18 protein-coding genes are annotated in these 15,794 nt (G+C 56.8%); 5 read left to right on the top strand and 13 right to left on the bottom strand.

Annotated elements, in window-relative coordinates; all coding sequences use genetic code 11:
* Positions 1 to 11: 11 nt before the first annotated feature.
* From GHN86_RS12235 to GHN86_RS12220, 4 genes are all read right to left on the bottom strand, one after another.
* Positions 12 to 320 carry a GIY-YIG nuclease family protein gene (locus GHN86_RS12235; RefSeq protein WP_153379790.1) on the bottom strand — a complete coding sequence of 103 codons (309 nt, stop codon included), beginning with the start codon at positions 318 to 320 and terminating at the stop codon, positions 12 to 14.
* The gene (locus GHN86_RS12230) at positions 307 to 780 is read right to left on the bottom strand and encodes a nuclear transport factor 2 family protein (RefSeq protein ID WP_153379748.1); all 474 of its coding nucleotides are present in this window, start codon (positions 778 to 780) and stop codon (positions 307 to 309) included. The genes GHN86_RS12235 and GHN86_RS12230 overlap by 14 nt, the downstream gene beginning before the upstream one ends.
* A 65-nt stretch (positions 781 to 845) precedes the next feature.
* On the bottom strand, positions 846 to 2,144 hold the full coding sequence (locus GHN86_RS12225) for a CynX/NimT family MFS transporter (protein WP_153379750.1): 1,299 nt from the start codon (positions 2,142 to 2,144) through the stop codon (positions 846 to 848).
* Positions 2,134 to 2,793 (bottom strand): FadR/GntR family transcriptional regulator, encoded by a 660-nt coding sequence (locus GHN86_RS12220; RefSeq protein ID WP_153379751.1) that lies wholly within the window; start codon positions 2,791 to 2,793, stop codon positions 2,134 to 2,136. Before GHN86_RS12220 ends, GHN86_RS12225 begins: the two co-directional genes overlap by 11 nt.
* Before the next feature lie 165 nt (positions 2,794 to 2,958).
* Here GHN86_RS12220 and GHN86_RS12215 point away from each other — a divergent pair, with 165 nt between their 5' ends.
* The gene (locus tag GHN86_RS12215) at positions 2,959 to 3,267 is read left to right on the top strand and encodes a type II toxin-antitoxin system MqsR family toxin (protein ID WP_153379753.1); all 309 of its coding nucleotides are present in this window, start codon (positions 2,959 to 2,961) and stop codon (positions 3,265 to 3,267) included.
* Positions 3,267 to 3,758, top strand: a complete 492-nt coding sequence (locus GHN86_RS12210) for a type II toxin-antitoxin system MqsA family antitoxin (RefSeq protein WP_153379755.1) — start codon at positions 3,267 to 3,269, stop codon at positions 3,756 to 3,758. The genes GHN86_RS12215 and GHN86_RS12210 overlap by 1 nt, the downstream gene beginning before the upstream one ends.
* A 112-nt stretch (positions 3,759 to 3,870) precedes the next feature.
* On the opposite strand, the gene GHN86_RS12205 is transcribed toward GHN86_RS12210, so the two are convergent.
* The 4 genes from GHN86_RS12205 to GHN86_RS12190 form a co-directional block, all read right to left on the bottom strand.
* Complete coding sequence (locus tag GHN86_RS12205) at positions 3,871 to 4,635, bottom strand: amino acid ABC transporter ATP-binding protein (RefSeq protein ID WP_153379756.1); 765 nt, start codon at positions 4,633 to 4,635, stop codon at positions 3,871 to 3,873.
* Between the two features lie 9 nt (positions 4,636 to 4,644).
* On the bottom strand, positions 4,645 to 5,742 hold the full coding sequence (locus tag GHN86_RS12200; protein ID WP_153379758.1) for an amino acid ABC transporter permease: 1,098 nt from the start codon (positions 5,740 to 5,742) through the stop codon (positions 4,645 to 4,647).
* A gap of 10 nt (positions 5,743 to 5,752) precedes the next feature.
* Positions 5,753 to 6,934, bottom strand: a complete 1,182-nt coding sequence (locus GHN86_RS12195; protein ID WP_153379760.1) for an amino acid ABC transporter permease — start codon at positions 6,932 to 6,934, stop codon at positions 5,753 to 5,755.
* Positions 6,935 to 7,002: 68 nt separating this feature from the next.
* Positions 7,003 to 8,031, bottom strand: a complete 1,029-nt coding sequence (locus GHN86_RS12190) for an amino acid ABC transporter substrate-binding protein (protein WP_153379762.1) — start codon at positions 8,029 to 8,031, stop codon at positions 7,003 to 7,005.
* Positions 8,032 to 8,449: 418 nt separating this feature from the next.
* Between GHN86_RS12190 and GHN86_RS12185 the strand changes: the two genes are divergently transcribed.
* Complete coding sequence (locus GHN86_RS12185) at positions 8,450 to 9,106, top strand: alpha/beta hydrolase (RefSeq protein ID WP_153379764.1); 657 nt, start codon at positions 8,450 to 8,452, stop codon at positions 9,104 to 9,106.
* 85 nt (positions 9,107 to 9,191) lie between these two features.
* On the top strand, positions 9,192 to 10,682 hold the full coding sequence (gene rhlB, locus GHN86_RS12180) for an ATP-dependent RNA helicase RhlB (RefSeq protein WP_153379766.1): 1,491 nt from the start codon (positions 9,192 to 9,194) through the stop codon (positions 10,680 to 10,682).
* 143 nt (positions 10,683 to 10,825) lie between these two features.
* Here the strand turns inward: rhlB and moaE are convergent, their stop codons facing one another.
* From moaE to GHN86_RS12160, 4 genes are all read right to left on the bottom strand, one after another.
* Positions 10,826 to 11,281 carry a molybdopterin synthase catalytic subunit MoaE gene (gene moaE, locus GHN86_RS12175; protein WP_153379768.1) on the bottom strand — a complete coding sequence of 152 codons (456 nt, stop codon included), beginning with the start codon at positions 11,279 to 11,281 and terminating at the stop codon, positions 10,826 to 10,828.
* A 2-nt stretch (positions 11,282 to 11,283) separates the two neighbouring features.
* The gene (gene moaD / locus GHN86_RS12170) at positions 11,284 to 11,529 is read right to left on the bottom strand and encodes a molybdopterin converting factor subunit 1 (protein ID WP_153379769.1); all 246 of its coding nucleotides are present in this window, start codon (positions 11,527 to 11,529) and stop codon (positions 11,284 to 11,286) included.
* Positions 11,526 to 11,999, bottom strand: coding sequence for a cyclic pyranopterin monophosphate synthase MoaC (gene moaC / locus GHN86_RS12165; protein ID WP_323369393.1), 474 nt, complete (start codon positions 11,997 to 11,999; stop codon positions 11,526 to 11,528). The genes moaD and moaC overlap by 4 nt, the downstream gene beginning before the upstream one ends.
* A gap of 252 nt (positions 12,000 to 12,251) precedes the next feature.
* Positions 12,252 to 13,646: a PhoH family protein gene (locus GHN86_RS12160; RefSeq protein ID WP_153379771.1), complete on the bottom strand. Its 1,395-nt coding sequence runs from the start codon at positions 13,644 to 13,646 to the stop codon at positions 12,252 to 12,254.
* A 475-nt stretch (positions 13,647 to 14,121) separates the two neighbouring features.
* Here GHN86_RS12160 and GHN86_RS12155 point away from each other — a divergent pair, with 475 nt between their 5' ends.
* Positions 14,122 to 14,442, top strand: a complete 321-nt coding sequence (locus GHN86_RS12155; RefSeq protein WP_153386664.1) for a hypothetical protein — start codon at positions 14,122 to 14,124, stop codon at positions 14,440 to 14,442.
* A gap of 2 nt (positions 14,443 to 14,444) precedes the next feature.
* Here the strand turns inward: GHN86_RS12155 and GHN86_RS12150 are convergent, their stop codons facing one another.
* Complete coding sequence (locus GHN86_RS12150; protein ID WP_323369973.1) at positions 14,445 to 15,572, bottom strand: polysaccharide deacetylase family protein; 1,128 nt, start codon at positions 15,570 to 15,572, stop codon at positions 14,445 to 14,447.
* Between the last annotated feature and the right edge of the window lie 222 nt (positions 15,573 to 15,794).

Below are 15,794 nucleotides of genomic sequence, written 5' to 3'. Positions count from 1 at the left end.
GCAAAAGCAGATCAAGCTCCCTCTCCCTCTGGGAGAGGGCTGGGGTGAGGGTCTCCAGTCAACACCTGACTCAGCACCAAGCATTCCTTGGCGCTCTTCCTGAGTTTTTTGATCAGCCGCTCCTGACGCAACGCTTCGCCTTTGTCAGGCCACGACTCGACATACACCAGCGCCACCGCCGGGCTCGACGCAAAAAAACGCGCCCCTTTACCCGTTTGATGCTTGGCAAAACGGCGCACCGGATCATCGCTGATCCCGCAGTACAGCGACCCATTGGCCGCCCTTACCAAATACACATACCAGGGTTTACTCACGACCAGCCTGAAAGGCTTTAAGGCCTTTTTGTGCCTGCCCCCGGATGGCGTTTTTGACCAATGGCGTCCACCCCAGCAGCAGACCTTTAACCCCCAGCGCCTGACGCGACCAGCGCCAAAGATCAAAGTGATCGTGATGCTCGCAAATCTTGCCGTCACGAAACACAAACCTCGCTTCAATATCATTGACCACCACTGCCCCGGTCTGACCGAACACATAGGTCGCCACCCAGTGAGCGCTGCCCGTCTGCGCGTCAGCCTGCACCCGGTCAAAGGTCAGGCTGAAGTCCTTGGCCCGGGCCGTCAGCATGCGCCACATATCGCCGGCATTGCGGCCACGCAACTCACCGAATACCGGGTCACTGAACACCACGTCGTCGGTATAGCAGGCAGCCATTGCCTCGGCATCAAGGCGTTGGAAAGCTTCATAGAACTGAGTGATCAATGCTTGATGTGCTTGGCTCATGACAAGGTCCGTTCCCCTGGAGAATCCGAGCACGATAATCTGCTATCCGCAGAAACACTACGCCTTCAGAGCCGTTCGCTTTGCACATTCACATAACGCATGCGCCCCGCACCCAGTCCGGCAACGATGGCAGCGATGCCAATCACCCCGAAAATCCAGCCCAGCGCACTCCAGCCACCTGTCACTTCATGCACCACGCCGACGGCCAGCGGCCCCATGGACGCCACGGTGTAACCAATGCCTTGAGCCATGCCCGACAAGTTGGCCGCCACATGAGCATCGCGTGAGCGCATCACAATCAAGGTCAACGCCAGGCTGAACGCCCCACCCTGCCCCAACCCCAACACAATCGCCCAGCCCCATAAACCGTCAATCGGCGCGTATAGACAGCCAAACAGACCGGCCAGGGTCATGCTCATCACCAGCACGATCGCCAACCGCTGATCCTTGCCGCGCGTGGCCAACCACGGTGCCGTCAGTGCCGTAATCAATTGCACGATGACTGAACCCGACATCACCAACCCGGCCTGCGTGGCCGTTAAACCGCGCCCCATCAAAATGGAAGGCAACCAACCAAAAACGATGTACGACAGCGAAGATTGCAAGCCCATGTACAGCGTCACTTGCCACGCCAGCGGATCACGCAGCAACCCCCGCACCCGGTAAGCCACTTTATGCGCGCCTTGACGCTTGCCCGTTTGCGGCAACCAGAAGATCGCCGCGATCAATGCCGGCAATGCCCAAAAGCCCAGGCCCAACGCCCAGCTGTTGCCCATTGCATGACTCAACGGCACCGTGGCACCGGCCGCCAATGCAGCACCAAGACACAAGGCCATGGTGTACACGCCAGTCATCGTGCCCGCATGCCCGGCAAAATCACGTTTGATGATGCCCGGCAGTAATACGCCGATCACGCCAATACTGGCGCCCGCCAAAATGCTCCCGGCAAATAACCCGACCTCCCCCAGCATGCTGCGCAGAGCAATGCCGCCGCCCAGTGTCAGCAATATCCCCAGCACCACCCGCTCAGTCCCGAAACGCCGTGCCAGTATGGGCGCCAACGGTGCGAACAGCCCCAAACACAGCACCGGCAAGGTGGTTAACAAACCCGCCTGAGCCGCAGACAAACCCAGGCTGTCAGACACCTGCGAAAGCAAAGGCGCCATGCTCGACAGGGCCGGACGCAGGTTCAACGCCACCAGCACCAACCCCAGCAACAGCAACCACGGGCGCACGACAACGGGAGGTGCGAGCGGCACTGGCTCGTCATCGACTTCGGCGTCTATCAGCAGTTCTTCCAGATCGTCCACAGGGTGAACAGGCTCGGTGAAGCGGGCCATGGTTTTCTCCGGTTCAGGGTTCATTGATCAACGTCCGGCAAAGCGCCATCGCCCGTTGCGGGTCATGCTGTTCAACAGCCGCCAAGAGGTCAATGTGCAAATCAAATACCGACTGGCGACGAGGCTGGACGGCCAACGTCGAACGTATCTGGCTGGAGACGATGCTTGAGGTGTAGCGATACAACTCACTCAATGCAGGGTTGTGCGCGGCATCGATCAAGCGTTGGTGAAACAGCAAATCGCAGCCAATAAACGTGTCGAGCTCACCGTGGTAATGCTGTTCACTTTCCTTCAGCGCCAGATGCAGCAGACGCAAATCTTCCTCAGTACGGCGCAAGGCCGCCAAGCCAATGGCTTCAACTTCCAGGATGTGCCGTGTCTCGCGTATTTGCTCCAGCGAACAGGAAGACAACGCGCGCAGGGTGCCCATGGGATCGACACGCCCTCGCAAATAACTGCCGTCGCCCTGGCGAATCTCGATCAACCCGGCAAAGGCCAGCACGCGCATGGCCTCGCGCACGGTATTACGGCTGATACCCAGCTCTGCAGCCAGTTCGGGCTCGGTAGGCAAACGCTGCCCGACCTCCCAGGCACCGTCTTTGATTCGCGTGCGCAGTTGTTCAAGGGCCTGATCGACCAGTGAACGTTTGATCAGTGGGGAAGCTTCTGTCATGAAATTCGCCTTTTCATCCAATCATTGGATGAATTTTCCGACATGTTAGTCAGACCCACGCGATGAGGCAATTCGCTAGAGATAAGAGGTCAGCTTTAAAAGACAATTAGTCGTTGCACAAAAAACCCTTAAAGGGTAATTTCACGCTTATCGAGGCCGCCTCTTATGGAAAAGAAAACACCTCACTACGATCTCTCTTGCATACAGGACGACGTCCGTCGGCTCGGTGCTGTGGCATTTACTAAAAGCGCGTTGGATGGCGGGCGGACGATGGGGCTGACACTGGCGCAAATGCTGCGAGTGATATCGTCACTGGAGCGCCGGGCGCTGTACAAGTCGATGACCACTCATGCTGACCACCGGGTGTGGCAGGACGTTTATCACACCGAAGCTTACGGCTTGTTTATTTACATCAAGGTGACTTATCGACCCGGTGGAGGGCCGCCCGTCATCGCCTTCAAGGAAAAAGACTGATGAACAAACTCGGTTGCTACACCTGCGGTGCGCCTGACGCACTGCAAGCCTTCAAAGACCGCACTTACACCGTATGCTTCAAACAATTGACTCGCCCCGTGCACGGCCTGACGGGCCATGAATGTGCGAAGTGCGGGGAAGTAGAGTTCGACGCCCCTAGCGCAGAACGGTATGCCCAGGCAGGAGATGAACTGATCGAAGATGCCAAGCGGGTCATGGCTGACGAGATCAAACGCATTAGGCGCAAGTTGCATTTCACCCAGAAAAGCGCGGTACAACTCTTGTCCGGTGGTGGTCACAACGCATTTAGCCGCTACGAACGGGCCGAAGTGGAGCCTCCCAAGCCCTTGTTTGTATTGATGCGCCTACTCGATCGCCACCCCGAACTAGTGGCTGAGTTAGAGACCCTCAATGAATGTGCAGACATCAATTCGCTGCTGGAGCAGAAGCAACAGCAGCGCGAGAAAGCACGCCCCCCCCTCTCCCTGTAGTTGCTGCCGCAGGCTGCGATGGGTTGCGAAGCGACCCCGGTTGGAACAACAAACGAAGGTCCTTCGGCCCTTATCGCAGCCTGCGGCCGCGGCTACATAGGGTGCGTTTGGATCAATGCAAAATCTGATTCAAAAACAGCTTGGTCCGATCGTTTTGAGGGTTGTCGAAGAAGTCATTGGGCGCGGCCTGCTCCACGATTTCACCCTTGTCCATAAAGATCACCCGGTTGGCCACCGTACGTGCAAAGCCCATTTCATGGGTCACACAGAGCATGGTCATGCCGTCTTCGGCCAAGCCGATCATGGTGTCCAACACCTCCTTGACCATTTCCGGGTCAAGGGCTGAGGTTGGTTCATCGAACAACATGATTTTGGGCTTCATGCACAGCGCCCGGGCAATCGCTACCCGCTGTTGCTGACCACCCGACAACTGTCCCGGGTACTTGTGCGCCTGCTCTGGAATGCGCACCCGCTCCAGATAATGCATGGCAATTTCTTCAGCCTGACGCTTGGGCATCTTGCGCACCCACATCGGTGCCAGCGTGCAGTTCTGCAAAATGGTCAGGTGCGGGAACAGGTTGAAATGCTGAAACACCATGCCCACTTCACGGCGTACGGTTTCGATCTGCTTGATGTCATTGGTCAACTCTACGCCGTCAACCACGATACGCCCTTGCTGGTGCTCTTCGAGGCGATTGAGACAACGGATGGTCGTCGACTTGCCCGACCCCGAAGGCCCGCACAATACAATTCGCTCACCCGGCTGCACGTTCAGGTTGATGTCCTTGAGCACGTGGAACTGGCCGTACCACTTGTTAACACCCTGCATCTGAATAATGCCTTCAGCGCTCGCAGGTTTTTTGATGGCTTCACTCATGTCGCACTCCTAACGCTTATGGCCGGTGTCCAGCTTGCGCTCCAAATGCATGGAGTAGCGGGACATACCAAAACAGAAAATCCAGAACACCAACGCCGCAAACACATAGCCTTCCGTCGCCATACCCAGCCATGTAGGGTCGGCAGCCGCTTGCTTGACGCTGTTGAGCAGGTCGAACAGACCGATGATGATCACCAGGCTGGTGTCCTTGAACAGGGCAATAAAGGTGTTAACAATGCCGGGGATGACCAGCTTCAAGGCTTGCGGCAAGATCACCAGGCCCATGCTGCGCCAATACCCCAGCCCCATCGCTGCCGCTGCTTCGTACTGGCCCTTGGGGATAGCCTGCAAGCCCCCGCGCACCACCTCTGCCACATAGGCCGACTGGAATAGAATTACCCCGATCAAAGCGCGAAGCAGTTTGTCGAAGTTCATGCCTTCGGGCAGAAACAGCGGCAACATCACCGAGGACATAAACAGCACGGTGATCAGCGGCACACCGCGCCAGAACTCAATAAAAGTCACACACACCACGCGAATGGCCGGCATGTCGGAACGCCGTCCCAGCGCCAGCAAAATCCCCAGCGGCAAGGCACCGGCAATACCGACCGTGGCAATCACCAGTGTCAGCATCAGTCCGCCCCACTGGCTGGTGGCCACGTTGCTCAGGCCAAAGTAACCGCCATGCAACAGGCTGTACGCCACAATCGGGTACAGCACCAGAAAGCTCAGCCCGTAGACCGCCTTGTGCTTGAACCGCGAGATAAACAGCGGCGCCACCCCCACCACGGCCAGGATCACCGTCAGGTCGACGCGCCAGCGCAGTTCACGCGGGTAATAGCCATACATGAACTGGCCAAAACGCTGCTGGATAAACACCCAGCAAGCGCCGTCCCTGGTGCAGTCGGCCCGCGTACTGCCGACCCAATTGGCATCGAAAATCGCCCAGCTCAGCAGCGGCGGCAGGATCAGCCAGATCAGGTAAAAGGCAAACAAGGTCAGCAGCGTGTTGAGCCAACTGGAAAACAGATTGGCCCGGGCCCAAGCGACGATGCCGATGCGGTTGCCCGGCGGCGGCATGTCGGGTTTGAAAACATGAGTCGTCATAGTCGCGTCCTCATCGCTCGATCAGCGCAATGCGCGTGTTGTACCAGTTCATCAACAGCGAAATGCTGATGCTGATGGCCAGGTAAACGCTCATGGTGATGGCGATGACTTCAATGGCTTGGCCGGTCTGGTTCAGCACGGTACCGGCAAACAGTGAAACCATTTCCGGGTAGCCGATGCCCGCCGCCAGCGACGAGTTTTTCACCAGGTTGAGGTATTGGCTGGTCAGCGGCGGAATAATCACCCGCAACGCTTGCGGGATGATCACCTTACGCAGCGTCGGCCCAGGCCGCAGCCCCAAAGAACGCGCGGCTTCGGTCTGGCCATGACTGACCGACTTGATGCCCGAACGCACGATCTCGGCGATGAATGCAGCGGTGTAAACGGTCAAGGCAATGGTCAACGCCAACAGTTCAGGGATCAGCACCCAGCCGCCCACAAAGTTGAAACCCTTGAGCTGTGGCATTTCCCAATGCACCGGTGAACCGAACACCAGCACGCACAGCCCAGGGATCACCAGCAAGAGTGCCAACCCGGCCCAGAACTTATGAAAGGGCACGCCGGTGTCTTCAAAACGTTTGTTGGCCCAACGAACCATCAACACAATCGCCACCAGCGCCAGTCCCACACTGACCACAAACGGCCAGAACGCGTCGGTGCCAATGGCCGCCGGCATGTTCAGGCCGCGGCTGCTCATGTAGAAAAGATCGCCGAAGTTATGGCTGTTACGCGGCCCCGGCATGGTCAGAAAAACAGCGAAATACCAGAACAGGATTTGCAGCAACGGCGGGATATTGCGAAATACCTCCACATACACCGTCGCCAGCTTGTTGATCATCCAGTTCGGCGATAGCCGCGCAATGCCGACGATAAAACCGAGGATTGTCGCCAGAACCACGCCGATGGCCGACACCAGCAACGTGTTCAACAACCCGATAACGAAGACGCGGGCATAACTGTCAGACTCGGTGTAATCAATCAAGTGCTGCGCAATGCCAAACCCGGCACTGCGTTCAAGAAAGTCAAAACCCGAAGTAATACCGCGGTGTTGCAGGTTGGTCTGGGTGTTGTTGAACAAATACCAGCCCATGAAGACCACCAACGCGACGGTGATGATCTGAAATAACCACGCACGCACACGTGGATCGCTGAGGCTGAGCCTCGGCTTGGGTGCGCCGACTTTTGTCTGCATGAAATGCCCCAGGAAAGATGGATCAACACAACATCACCCGGCAGTTGGCCTGCCGGGTAACAGGGCTATCAGCGCACAGGTGGTGCGTATTGGATGCCGCCGTTGTTCCACAAGGCGTTCAGCCCGCGGTCAATGGCCAACGGGGTGCTTTTACCGAGGTTTTTCTCGAAGACTTCACCGTAGTTACCGACCTGGCTGACGATCTGCACCACCCAGTCCTTCGGCAGTTTCAGGTCTTTGCCGTACTCACCGTCAGCGCCCAGCAAACGGGCCACGTCCGGGTTTTTGGTCGATTTGGCTTCTTCTACAACGTTCTTCGAGGTCACACCGGCTTCTTCGGCATTGAGCATGGCAAACAGCGTCCACTTCACAATGCTGAACCAGTCTTCGTCGCCCTTGCGAACCACGGGCCCCAGCGGTTCTTTGGAGATGGTTTCAGGCAACACCACGTAATCATTCGGGTTAGCCAGCTTGCTGCGTTGCGCATAAAGCTGGGACTTGTCGGAGGTCAGTACGTCGCAACGACCGCTTTCGAGCGACTTGGCGCTTTCATCGGACGTATCGAAGGTGATCGGGGTGTATTTCAGGTTATTGGCGCGGAAGTAGTCCGAGACGTTCAGCTCAGTGGTGGTACCGGCCTGTATGCAAATGGTCGCACCGTCCAGTTCCTTGGCACTGTTAACGCCCAGCTTTTTGTTCACCAAAAAGCCAACGCCGTCGTAATAGGTCACACCGGCAAAGACCATGCCCATGCCCGCGTCACGAGAACTGGTCCAGGTGGTATTGCGCGACAGCACGTCCACTTCCCCTGATTGCAGCGCAGTAAAACGCTCCTTGGCATTCAATTGGCTGAATTTGACCTTGGTTGCATCACCAAAGACGGCTGCCGCTACAGCGCGGCAAATATCAGCATCGATCCCCAAAATCTTGCCGTCTTTGTCAGGCACCGAAAAACCGGGCAAACCATCGCTGACACCACACTGCACAAATCCCTTCTTTTTAACCGCATCGAGCGTCGCGCCGGCGTTGGCAAAACCGCTGACGCTTAACACGATGGCGGCAGTGGCCAAAGCCAGGGTGGATTTCAGTTGCTTCATTCAAACCTCCAAGTGCTGCTTATGTTGTGTTTGAACAAGACCCGCCGCCCCCTTGTGAGGCACTGTTGACCCGTGTTGGCTTTTTATTGGGTCAAGCGGCATAAGCCTTGAGCGATGGGTGCATCGCACTAACCTTCACACTGAAGCGCTCACTTGAGCTGTTGCTTTCCCTGTCTAACTTCGCCGTCAGGCTTTTTTGCTGCCCCGCCCGGTAATGGCCTGTTAGTGTTACCGCCGAGAGGGAAGCTTTAACGCCCTGTAGCACATAGCAAAGCGCGTACCACTCTTGCGTCCTTCGCCGTTGCGCCTTATTTTTCAGTGAATACGCCCAAGACATTTTCAAATATTTCAACGATTGAACGATCACGCACCTTTGTCGCGCACTCGATCTGCGCACACGCCCAACGATGGAGCAGCCATGACCCACCCCTTGATTATCCAGCCCCCAAAGACCGCCGATGCCTGTGTTATCTGGCTTCACGGTTTAGGTGCCGGCCAAACCGACTTCCAGCCGGTAGCCGAAATGCTGCTGGAGACGCTGCCGACGACGCGCTTTGTTTTGCCTCAGGCGCCGAACCGGCCGGTCACCATTAATGGTGGTTATGCCATGCCGAGTTGGTACGACATCAAAGCCATGAGCCCGGCGCGCTCCATCAGCGAATCGGAGCTTGAGGCGTCCGCCGCGACCGTCATTGAACTGATCGAAGAACAGAAAAGTGCCGGAATAGACGCCAGCCGTATTTTTCTCGCCGGGTTTTCGCAAGGTGGCGCCGTGGTCTATCACACGGCCTATTTGAAATGGCAGGGTGCCTTGGGTGGCGTCATCGCCCTCTCCACCTACGCACCGACGTTTGACAACCAACTCCAATTGTCAGCCAGCCAGCAACGCACCCCTGCTTTGTGCCTGCATGGTCAATACGATGACGTCGTTCAAAACGCGATGGGCCGTTCGGCGTATGAGCATTTGAAAAATCTGGGTGTTGCCGTTATGTGGCAGGAATACCCCATGGGTCATGAAGTGTTACGAGAAGAAATCAATGACATCGGTGCCTGGCTGAAAGACCGTCTGGGCTAAAACCGAAACATCCTGTCGTTCACCTACGCCGAGCACGCGACTTGCATTACACTGCCCGGCGTACACTCCTTAACCAACTGATGAGATGACCGTGCTCAAAGCACTCAAAAAAATATTTGGTAAAACCGAAGCTGAGCCGCTCGCGCCAGCTTCAACCACGCCTGGAGCCAGCCAAGGCCCGCGTACTGATGCACAGCAGCCTGCCCGTCCGGCGCCTGAAACCGCCGCGGTGAACACTCCCGCAGCCCTTTCAGCACCAGAACCGCAGCGCATCGAAAAACCCAAAGTGACCAAACCGCGCCGTGAAGTGGCGCCCAAGCCGCCGGTCATTCCCTGGAAACTCGAAGATTTCGTCGTTGAGCCGCAAGAAGGCAAAACCCGCTTTCACGACTTCAACCTGGCCCCCGAACTGATGCACGCCATTCAGGACCTGGGCTTCCCGTATTGCACACCGATTCAGGCTCAGGTGCTGGGTTATACACTGAGCGGCCGCGACGCCATCGGCCGTGCCCAGACCGGCACCGGCAAAACCGCAGCCTTTCTGATTTCGATCATCAGCCAATTGACGCAAACCCCACCGCCCAAAGAGCGGTACATGGGTGAGCCGCGCGCGTTGATCATTGCGCCGACTCGCGAGCTGGTGGTGCAAATCGCCAAAGACGCCGCCGACCTCACCAAGTACACCGACCTCAACGTCATGGCATTCGTCGGCGGCATGGACTTCGACAAACAGCTCAAACAACTCGAAGCCCGCCACTGCGACATCCTGGTCGCCACACCGGGCCGCTTGCTGGACTTCAACCAGCGCGGCGAAGTCCATCTGGACATGGTCGAAGTCATGGTCCTCGACGAAGCCGACCGCATGCTCGACATGGGCTTTATCCCGCAAGTGCGTCAGATCATTCGTCAGACCCCGCCGAAAGCCGAGCGCCAGACCCTACTGTTCTCCGCGACCTTTACGGAAGACGTGATGAACCTGGCCAAGCAATGGACCACCGACCCGGCCATTGTTGAAATCGAAGCGCCAAGCCGTGCCAACGAACTGGTGGAACAGCATGTCTACGCCGTGGCCGGTGCAGACAAATACAAATTGCTGTTCAATCTGGTGAACGACAATGGCTGGGAACGCGTGATCGTCTTCGCCAACCGCAAAGACGAAGTACGCCGCATTGAAGAGCGTCTGGTACGCGATGGCATCAACGCCGCGCAACTGTCCGGCGACGTGCCGCAGCACAAACGGATCAAAACCCTCGAAGGCTTCCGCGAAGGCAAAATCCGCGTATTGGTGGCGACCGACGTAGCGGGTCGCGGGATTCACATCGACGGCATCAGCCACGTGATCAACTTCACCCTGCCTGAAGTGCCGGACGATTACGTGCACCGCATTGGCCGAACCGGCCGTGCGGGTGCCAGCGGCGTCTCTATCAGCTTTGCAGGCGAAGACGACTCCTACCAACTGCCGTCCATCGAAGCCATGCTGGGCCGCAAAATCAGCTGCGAAACCCCGCCGACAGAGCTGCTGCGCCCGGTGGTATGCGCCGTACGCAAACCGCAGGACCCAACAGAAACGGCGTGAAACCTCGCGTTCACCTGTACGGATCTTGCCGCTGACGAGGCAAGAAGGCTGCGATCGGCGGCAAAGCCGTCGTAAAACCTGACACACCGAAGCGTCCCATTCTGCGAACGCTTCGCAACTCGATCGCTGCCTCGCACTACTCGTCAGCTGCTACGCCAGCGCTCTGCCGCCGCTTCATCGCTGGCCCGTCCTTCGACCCAGCGCGGACCTTCGCAGGTCTGTTCTTTCTTCCAGAATGGCGCACGGGTTTTCAGGTAGTCCATGACGAAGGCGCAGGCATCGAAGGCGGCTTGGCGATGGGCACTGGCCACGCCAACAAACACAATGGGTTCACCCGGCTCCAGCGCGCCCACACGGTGCAGCACGTACAGTTTGAGCAACGGCCAGCGCTGCTCGGCTTCGGCCATGATCTTGGCCAAGGCTTTTTCGGTCATGCCGGGGTAATGCTCCAGAAACAGCCCCGCCACGTCGCGCCCGTCATTGAAGTCGCGCACATAGCCCACAAAGCTCACCACCGCGCCGACCCCCAGATTGGCCGCGTGCAGGGCGTTGACCTCGGCCCCCGGATCAAAAGCTGCCTCTTGTATCCGAATCGACATGTTCAGCCTCCCGTGACCGGTGGGAAAAACGCCACATGGTCGCCTTCCGCCAAGGGTTCATCGAGCTTGCACAGCTCTTCATTGCGCGCACACATCAGGTTGGGCTCTGCCAGTACCTGCCAGACGTCTTTGCGTTGCAGCAAATGCGCACGCAAGTGCTCTAGGGTGGCGAACTCGCCTTCGACCGTTTCTCTATCCACCCCCAATGCTTCACGGTAGCGGGCGAAGTACATGACGTTCAGCTTCATGCTTGGTCAGCCTTGAAGTGACCGCTCTTGCCGCCGAGTTTTTCCAGCACGCGCACGCCTTCGATGGTCATGCCGCGGTCGACCGCTTTGCACATGTCATAGATCGTCAATGCCGCCACACTGGCGGCGGTCAGGGCTTCCATTTCAACCCCGGTCTGCCCGGCGAGCTTGCAGCGCGCGACGATCAGCACCGCCTCGGTGCCTTGGGCGCTGAGTTCGACTTTGACGCTGGTGAGCATCAACGGATGGCACAAGGGAATGAGGTCAGCGGTTTTTTTCGCCGCCTGAATACCGGCAATACGGGCCACGGCGAACACATCGCCCTTGGGATGATCACCCTTGACGATCATGGCCAGGGTTTCCGGGCGCATGCGCACCACCGCTTGAGCCACGGCTTCACGGGACGTCACGGCTTTATCGGTGACGTCGACCATATTGGCGCGGCCTTGGGAATCTAAATGAGTCAGCACGGGAATACTCCAGACAGGAAGGTCGAGTTTAAACCCGAGCGTAAGGTTTGCCCAAGTCCGCCGGGCTATCCATCCCGCGAATAGCGCGCATCAGAACATCAAACTGATCACCCGCACGCCTTCGCCGTACAACGGTGCACACTTCAGAGGGTGCAAAGATGCCGTTTCTAGTTCGCAGCCTTCGGCAGCGGCTACGGATTGGGAGGATGGATCGAGATGAAACCGGGCGGCGCTATGCCGCCCGGATCTGGGTCACAGATGGGATTCGGCGTATTCGGCCAGAATCGAACGAGGCACCCCTTGCAGGGCAATGTGCACGCCATTGGGGAAGTCTTTGAAACGCTCCGTCAGGTAGGTCAGCCCCGAACTGGTGGCTGACAGATAAGGCGTATCAATCTGCGCCAGGTTACCCAGGCACACCACTTTAGAACCCGCACCCGCACGGGTGATGATGGTTTTCATCTGGTGCGGCGTCAGGTTCTGGCACTCATCAATCAAAATCAGGCTTTGCTGGAAGCTGCGGCCCCGTATGTAGTTGAGGGATTTGAACTGCAAAGGCACTTTACTGAGGATGTAATCAACGCTGCCGTGGGTGCTTTCGTCCTCCATATGCAGGGCTTCAAGGTTGTCGGTGATCGCGCCCAGCCAAGGTTCCATCTTCTCGGCTTCAGTGCCTGGTAAAAAGCCGATTTCCTGATCCAGCCCTTGCACGCTGCGGGTACAGATGATGCGCCGGTAGCGTTTGCTGACCATGGTTTGCTCAATGGCCGCCGCCAGCGCCAGAATGGTTTTACCCGAACCCGCCGCACCCGACAGGTTGACCAAATGAATATCCGGGTCGAGCAAGGCGAACAGCGCCAGCCCCTGATAAATGTCCCGAGGTTTAAGCCCCCAGGCCTCCTGATGCAGCAATGGCTCCTGATGCAGGTCGAGAATCAGCAAGTGGTCTTTGCGAATTTCCTTGATCCAGCCGACAAAGCCCTGTTCGTCGATGATGAACTCGTTGATGTGCACCGCGGGCAAATTATCCACCAGCTGCACCTGATGCCAGGTACGGCCATGCCCCTGACGGGTTTCAACTTTGCTGACACGGTCCCAGAAAGAGCCGGTCATGGTGTGATAGCCGCGAGACAGCATCGACACGTCATCAACCAATTGGTCGGTGCTGTAATCTTCGGCTTCAATCCCGCAGGCACGCGCCTTGAGGCGCATGTTGATGTCTTTGGTCACCAGCACCACATGCCATTCCGGTCGGCGGGCATGCAAGTCGATCAACTGGTTGATGATGATGTTGTCGTTGAGGTTTTCGGGCAGCAGCGTATTGGGTTCTCTGCGCTTGTTCATCAGGATGGAAAGAAAGCCTTTGGGGCCGCTTTTGCCACGCTGAATGGGCACGCCTTTTTCGACATCTTCAGGACAGGCAACGCCTAATAACTGATCGATCAGCCGAATCGCCTGACGACACTCAGCCGCCACCAGTAATTTACCGGCCTTGAGTTTGTCGAGTTCTTCGAGCACCGTCATCGGGATTGCGACGTGGTGTTCCTCGAAGTTGAGCAACGCATTTGGATCGTGAATCAGAACATTGGTATCGAGTACATAAAGGATTGGCTGGTTGGAAGAAGGAGTGCGTCCGTGATCATCCATACTCGGTCACCTTTGTGGGAGCCATTCGACGCATTACCTCAACAGTGCTGCGCCTCGAAGTGACTGCCTATTCACCTGAACCTGCCAGATGAATGTCCTGCCCGATGGGTCTTGGAAGACGCCACCTGTGTTGCAGGTTTCGGCGGTCTGTCTTCGTAATACTCCAAATTGTGTGACAAAAAAAAGCTTTTCTTGCGCTTTTTAACTATTTTTTTCTTACTGACAAAATGGGCTTGGCGCCATTTCAAATCGCTACTAGGCTTAGTAATTACCTGAAACATAGTCATACCCTTTTGCACCAAAAAACGACTGCATCAGATGCAAAAAGCCGAATTTAAACATCCGACAGAAATGCCAGTGGCATCTGACAAAAAGCGCGGATTCGTCTTGTCTGCCCTTCCTTTAAGGCGCACGTAAGCTTCGTGGCAGGCTGCTTTCAGCCTGATTCCTCAATGCTTATGCCGAAGGAGGCCGTATGACCCCGATTTCCAAAACCCTGGAACAGATGCTGCTCGATATTTATAACGATGGCAACGTGTCTTTTACCGAATACCAACAACTTCGCGACAATGCAGACGAGCGCTTGGAGGCAGTGATTCGCGAGTTTGGCCAACACAACAACATCACCGCCTTCCAAAAGGCGATGGACGTTGCCATGCAGTTACTCCAGCTATCCGTCATTGATGCCAAAAAAGCCAAGCTCACTGACACCGGTGAAGCCATCGTCAAGGACGCCATCGTGGCTCAGGTTGAATATCTGCGTGCTGGCTCCGAGATGGCCTTACGCCTTCTTTAAACTCATCGCCCGCCATCACTGGCGGGCATCCGGTCTTCACACCCCTCCCAGCCCAAACCATTTTGCGCCGTCGCCTTCAATAACCAGGGCAAGGCGGTGCGCACTTTGTCTTGTGTGTCGTGAAAAGCAATCACGCCATGACGCCATAACAGCATAAGGGTCAGCACCCGATGCGCCGACTGCTCGGCCGTCAGGCTGGCTGCCTTGTCTTGCGAGTCAATGTTCCACAAGGCCACCTGCAAGCCCTGAGACTGGAAAAATTCGCCACTGTCCGCCCGACGTTGCCCATAGGGTGGGCGGAACAAAGGGACATGACTGTCGGGCAACTGCTGTTTAACCAGTGCGTTACTGCGCAGAATTGAGTTTTGCCAGTCTTGCCAATGGCTGTGCGAGCGGTATTCCCAACCCTGCACGCCCACGCACTGCCCCTTGTAGAGTGACCGTACGGCCTGTTGCGAAGTTTTATCGAGGCGCGCTTGCAGGCTATTGCCGAGCACAAAGAAGGTCGCGCTCATGGATTGCTTGCGCAAGTAGTCGGTGAGCCAGTCGGTTGTGCCCGGCAATTGGCTGGGTCCGCTGGCGAAGGTCAACAGAAAGAGCCGATCATTCATCTCGGCGCCATTGAACTCGTGCGCGCCATACAACCCGATCTCACTGCCGGTTTGCGGGAACAATGCGGCCAGTCGTAATTGTTCATCCAGATAACGGCGATGAAACTCACGACTGGGTTCGGCCCACGCGGCATAAAACGAATCGTCGGCCACTGCAAACTTGCCGGCCTGTTCGCGCAGCGTAGGCATGTCTTCGATTAAATAACAAAACGATGCATCCTGATCACAGCTTTGCTGGGCGGCGTTGTAGTTAACCAGGCGCTGACGAACAGTGTCGATTGAGTCGAGGTTAATGTTTTTAAGGTTGAGACGCTGTTTCAGGGCGTTCTCATCCAGTGCTTCGGTGGCCAGTAAAGCATGGGCGAAGGTGAGGATTTCCGCGCGCGAGGCTACGTCGAACAAGGCAGGGCTGGTTAAAGGTTCTGGCCAGCTTGTGCGGTCCAGAGTTGCCGGTTCGTTGGGAGTCGCCATTGCACCCAGACACAACAGCCAGGTCGATAAAAAAAGAGCCACACGCACGGGTTGTTCTCCCAATAAAAAACTGTCAGCACTATAACTGCCGAGCCTTAAGCTTGTTGCTTGTTGCTTGTTGCTTATTGCTTATTGCTTATTGCTTATAAAACAATCTCACTGCCGCCACCGAAAAAGTGAAACCAACACTGAGGCCCCTCACAGGAGGCTGAACGCAGGTGCTGTTATGGGGGTGGCGAGGCAGGACGTCGAGCCAGCCGCGATCGGGCC

The organism is Pseudomonas helleri, from assembly GCF_009600315.1.
GTDB classification, from domain to species: domain Bacteria; phylum Pseudomonadota; class Gammaproteobacteria; order Pseudomonadales; family Pseudomonadaceae; genus Aquipseudomonas; species Aquipseudomonas helleri_A.
This window is presented reverse-complemented; position numbering and strand designations above follow the sequence as displayed.

Coding starts and splice junctions, on each gene's coding strand:
- GHN86_RS12230 (WP_153379748.1), bottom strand. CDS start 780: ATGAGCCAAGCACATCAAGCATTGATCACTCAGTTCTATGAAGCTTTC.
- GHN86_RS12225 (WP_153379750.1), bottom strand. CDS start 2,144: ATGAACCCTGAACCGGAGAAAACCATGGCCCGCTTCACCGAGCCTGTT.
- GHN86_RS12220 (WP_153379751.1), bottom strand. CDS start 2,793: ATGACAGAAGCTTCCCCACTGATCAAACGTTCACTGGTCGATCAGGCC.
- GHN86_RS12215 (WP_153379753.1), top strand. CDS start 2,959: ATGGAAAAGAAAACACCTCACTACGATCTCTCTTGCATACAGGACGAC.
- GHN86_RS12210 (WP_153379755.1), top strand. CDS start 3,267: ATGAACAAACTCGGTTGCTACACCTGCGGTGCGCCTGACGCACTGCAA.
- GHN86_RS12205 (WP_153379756.1), bottom strand. CDS start 4,635: ATGAGTGAAGCCATCAAAAAACCTGCGAGCGCTGAAGGCATTATTCAG.
- GHN86_RS12200 (WP_153379758.1), bottom strand. CDS start 5,742: ATGACGACTCATGTTTTCAAACCCGACATGCCGCCGCCGGGCAACCGC.
- GHN86_RS12195 (WP_153379760.1), bottom strand. CDS start 6,934: ATGCAGACAAAAGTCGGCGCACCCAAGCCGAGGCTCAGCCTCAGCGAT.
- GHN86_RS12190 (WP_153379762.1), bottom strand. CDS start 8,031: ATGAAGCAACTGAAATCCACCCTGGCTTTGGCCACTGCCGCCATCGTG.
- GHN86_RS12185 (WP_153379764.1), top strand. CDS start 8,450: ATGACCCACCCCTTGATTATCCAGCCCCCAAAGACCGCCGATGCCTGT.
- rhlB (WP_153379766.1), top strand. CDS start 9,192: ATGACCGTGCTCAAAGCACTCAAAAAAATATTTGGTAAAACCGAAGCT.
- moaE (WP_153379768.1), bottom strand. CDS start 11,281: ATGTCGATTCGGATACAAGAGGCAGCTTTTGATCCGGGGGCCGAGGTC.
- moaD (WP_153379769.1), bottom strand. CDS start 11,529: ATGAAGCTGAACGTCATGTACTTCGCCCGCTACCGTGAAGCATTGGGG.
- GHN86_RS12160 (WP_153379771.1), bottom strand. CDS start 13,646: ATGGATGATCACGGACGCACTCCTTCTTCCAACCAGCCAATCCTTTAT.
- GHN86_RS12155 (WP_153386664.1), top strand. CDS start 14,122: ATGACCCCGATTTCCAAAACCCTGGAACAGATGCTGCTCGATATTTAT.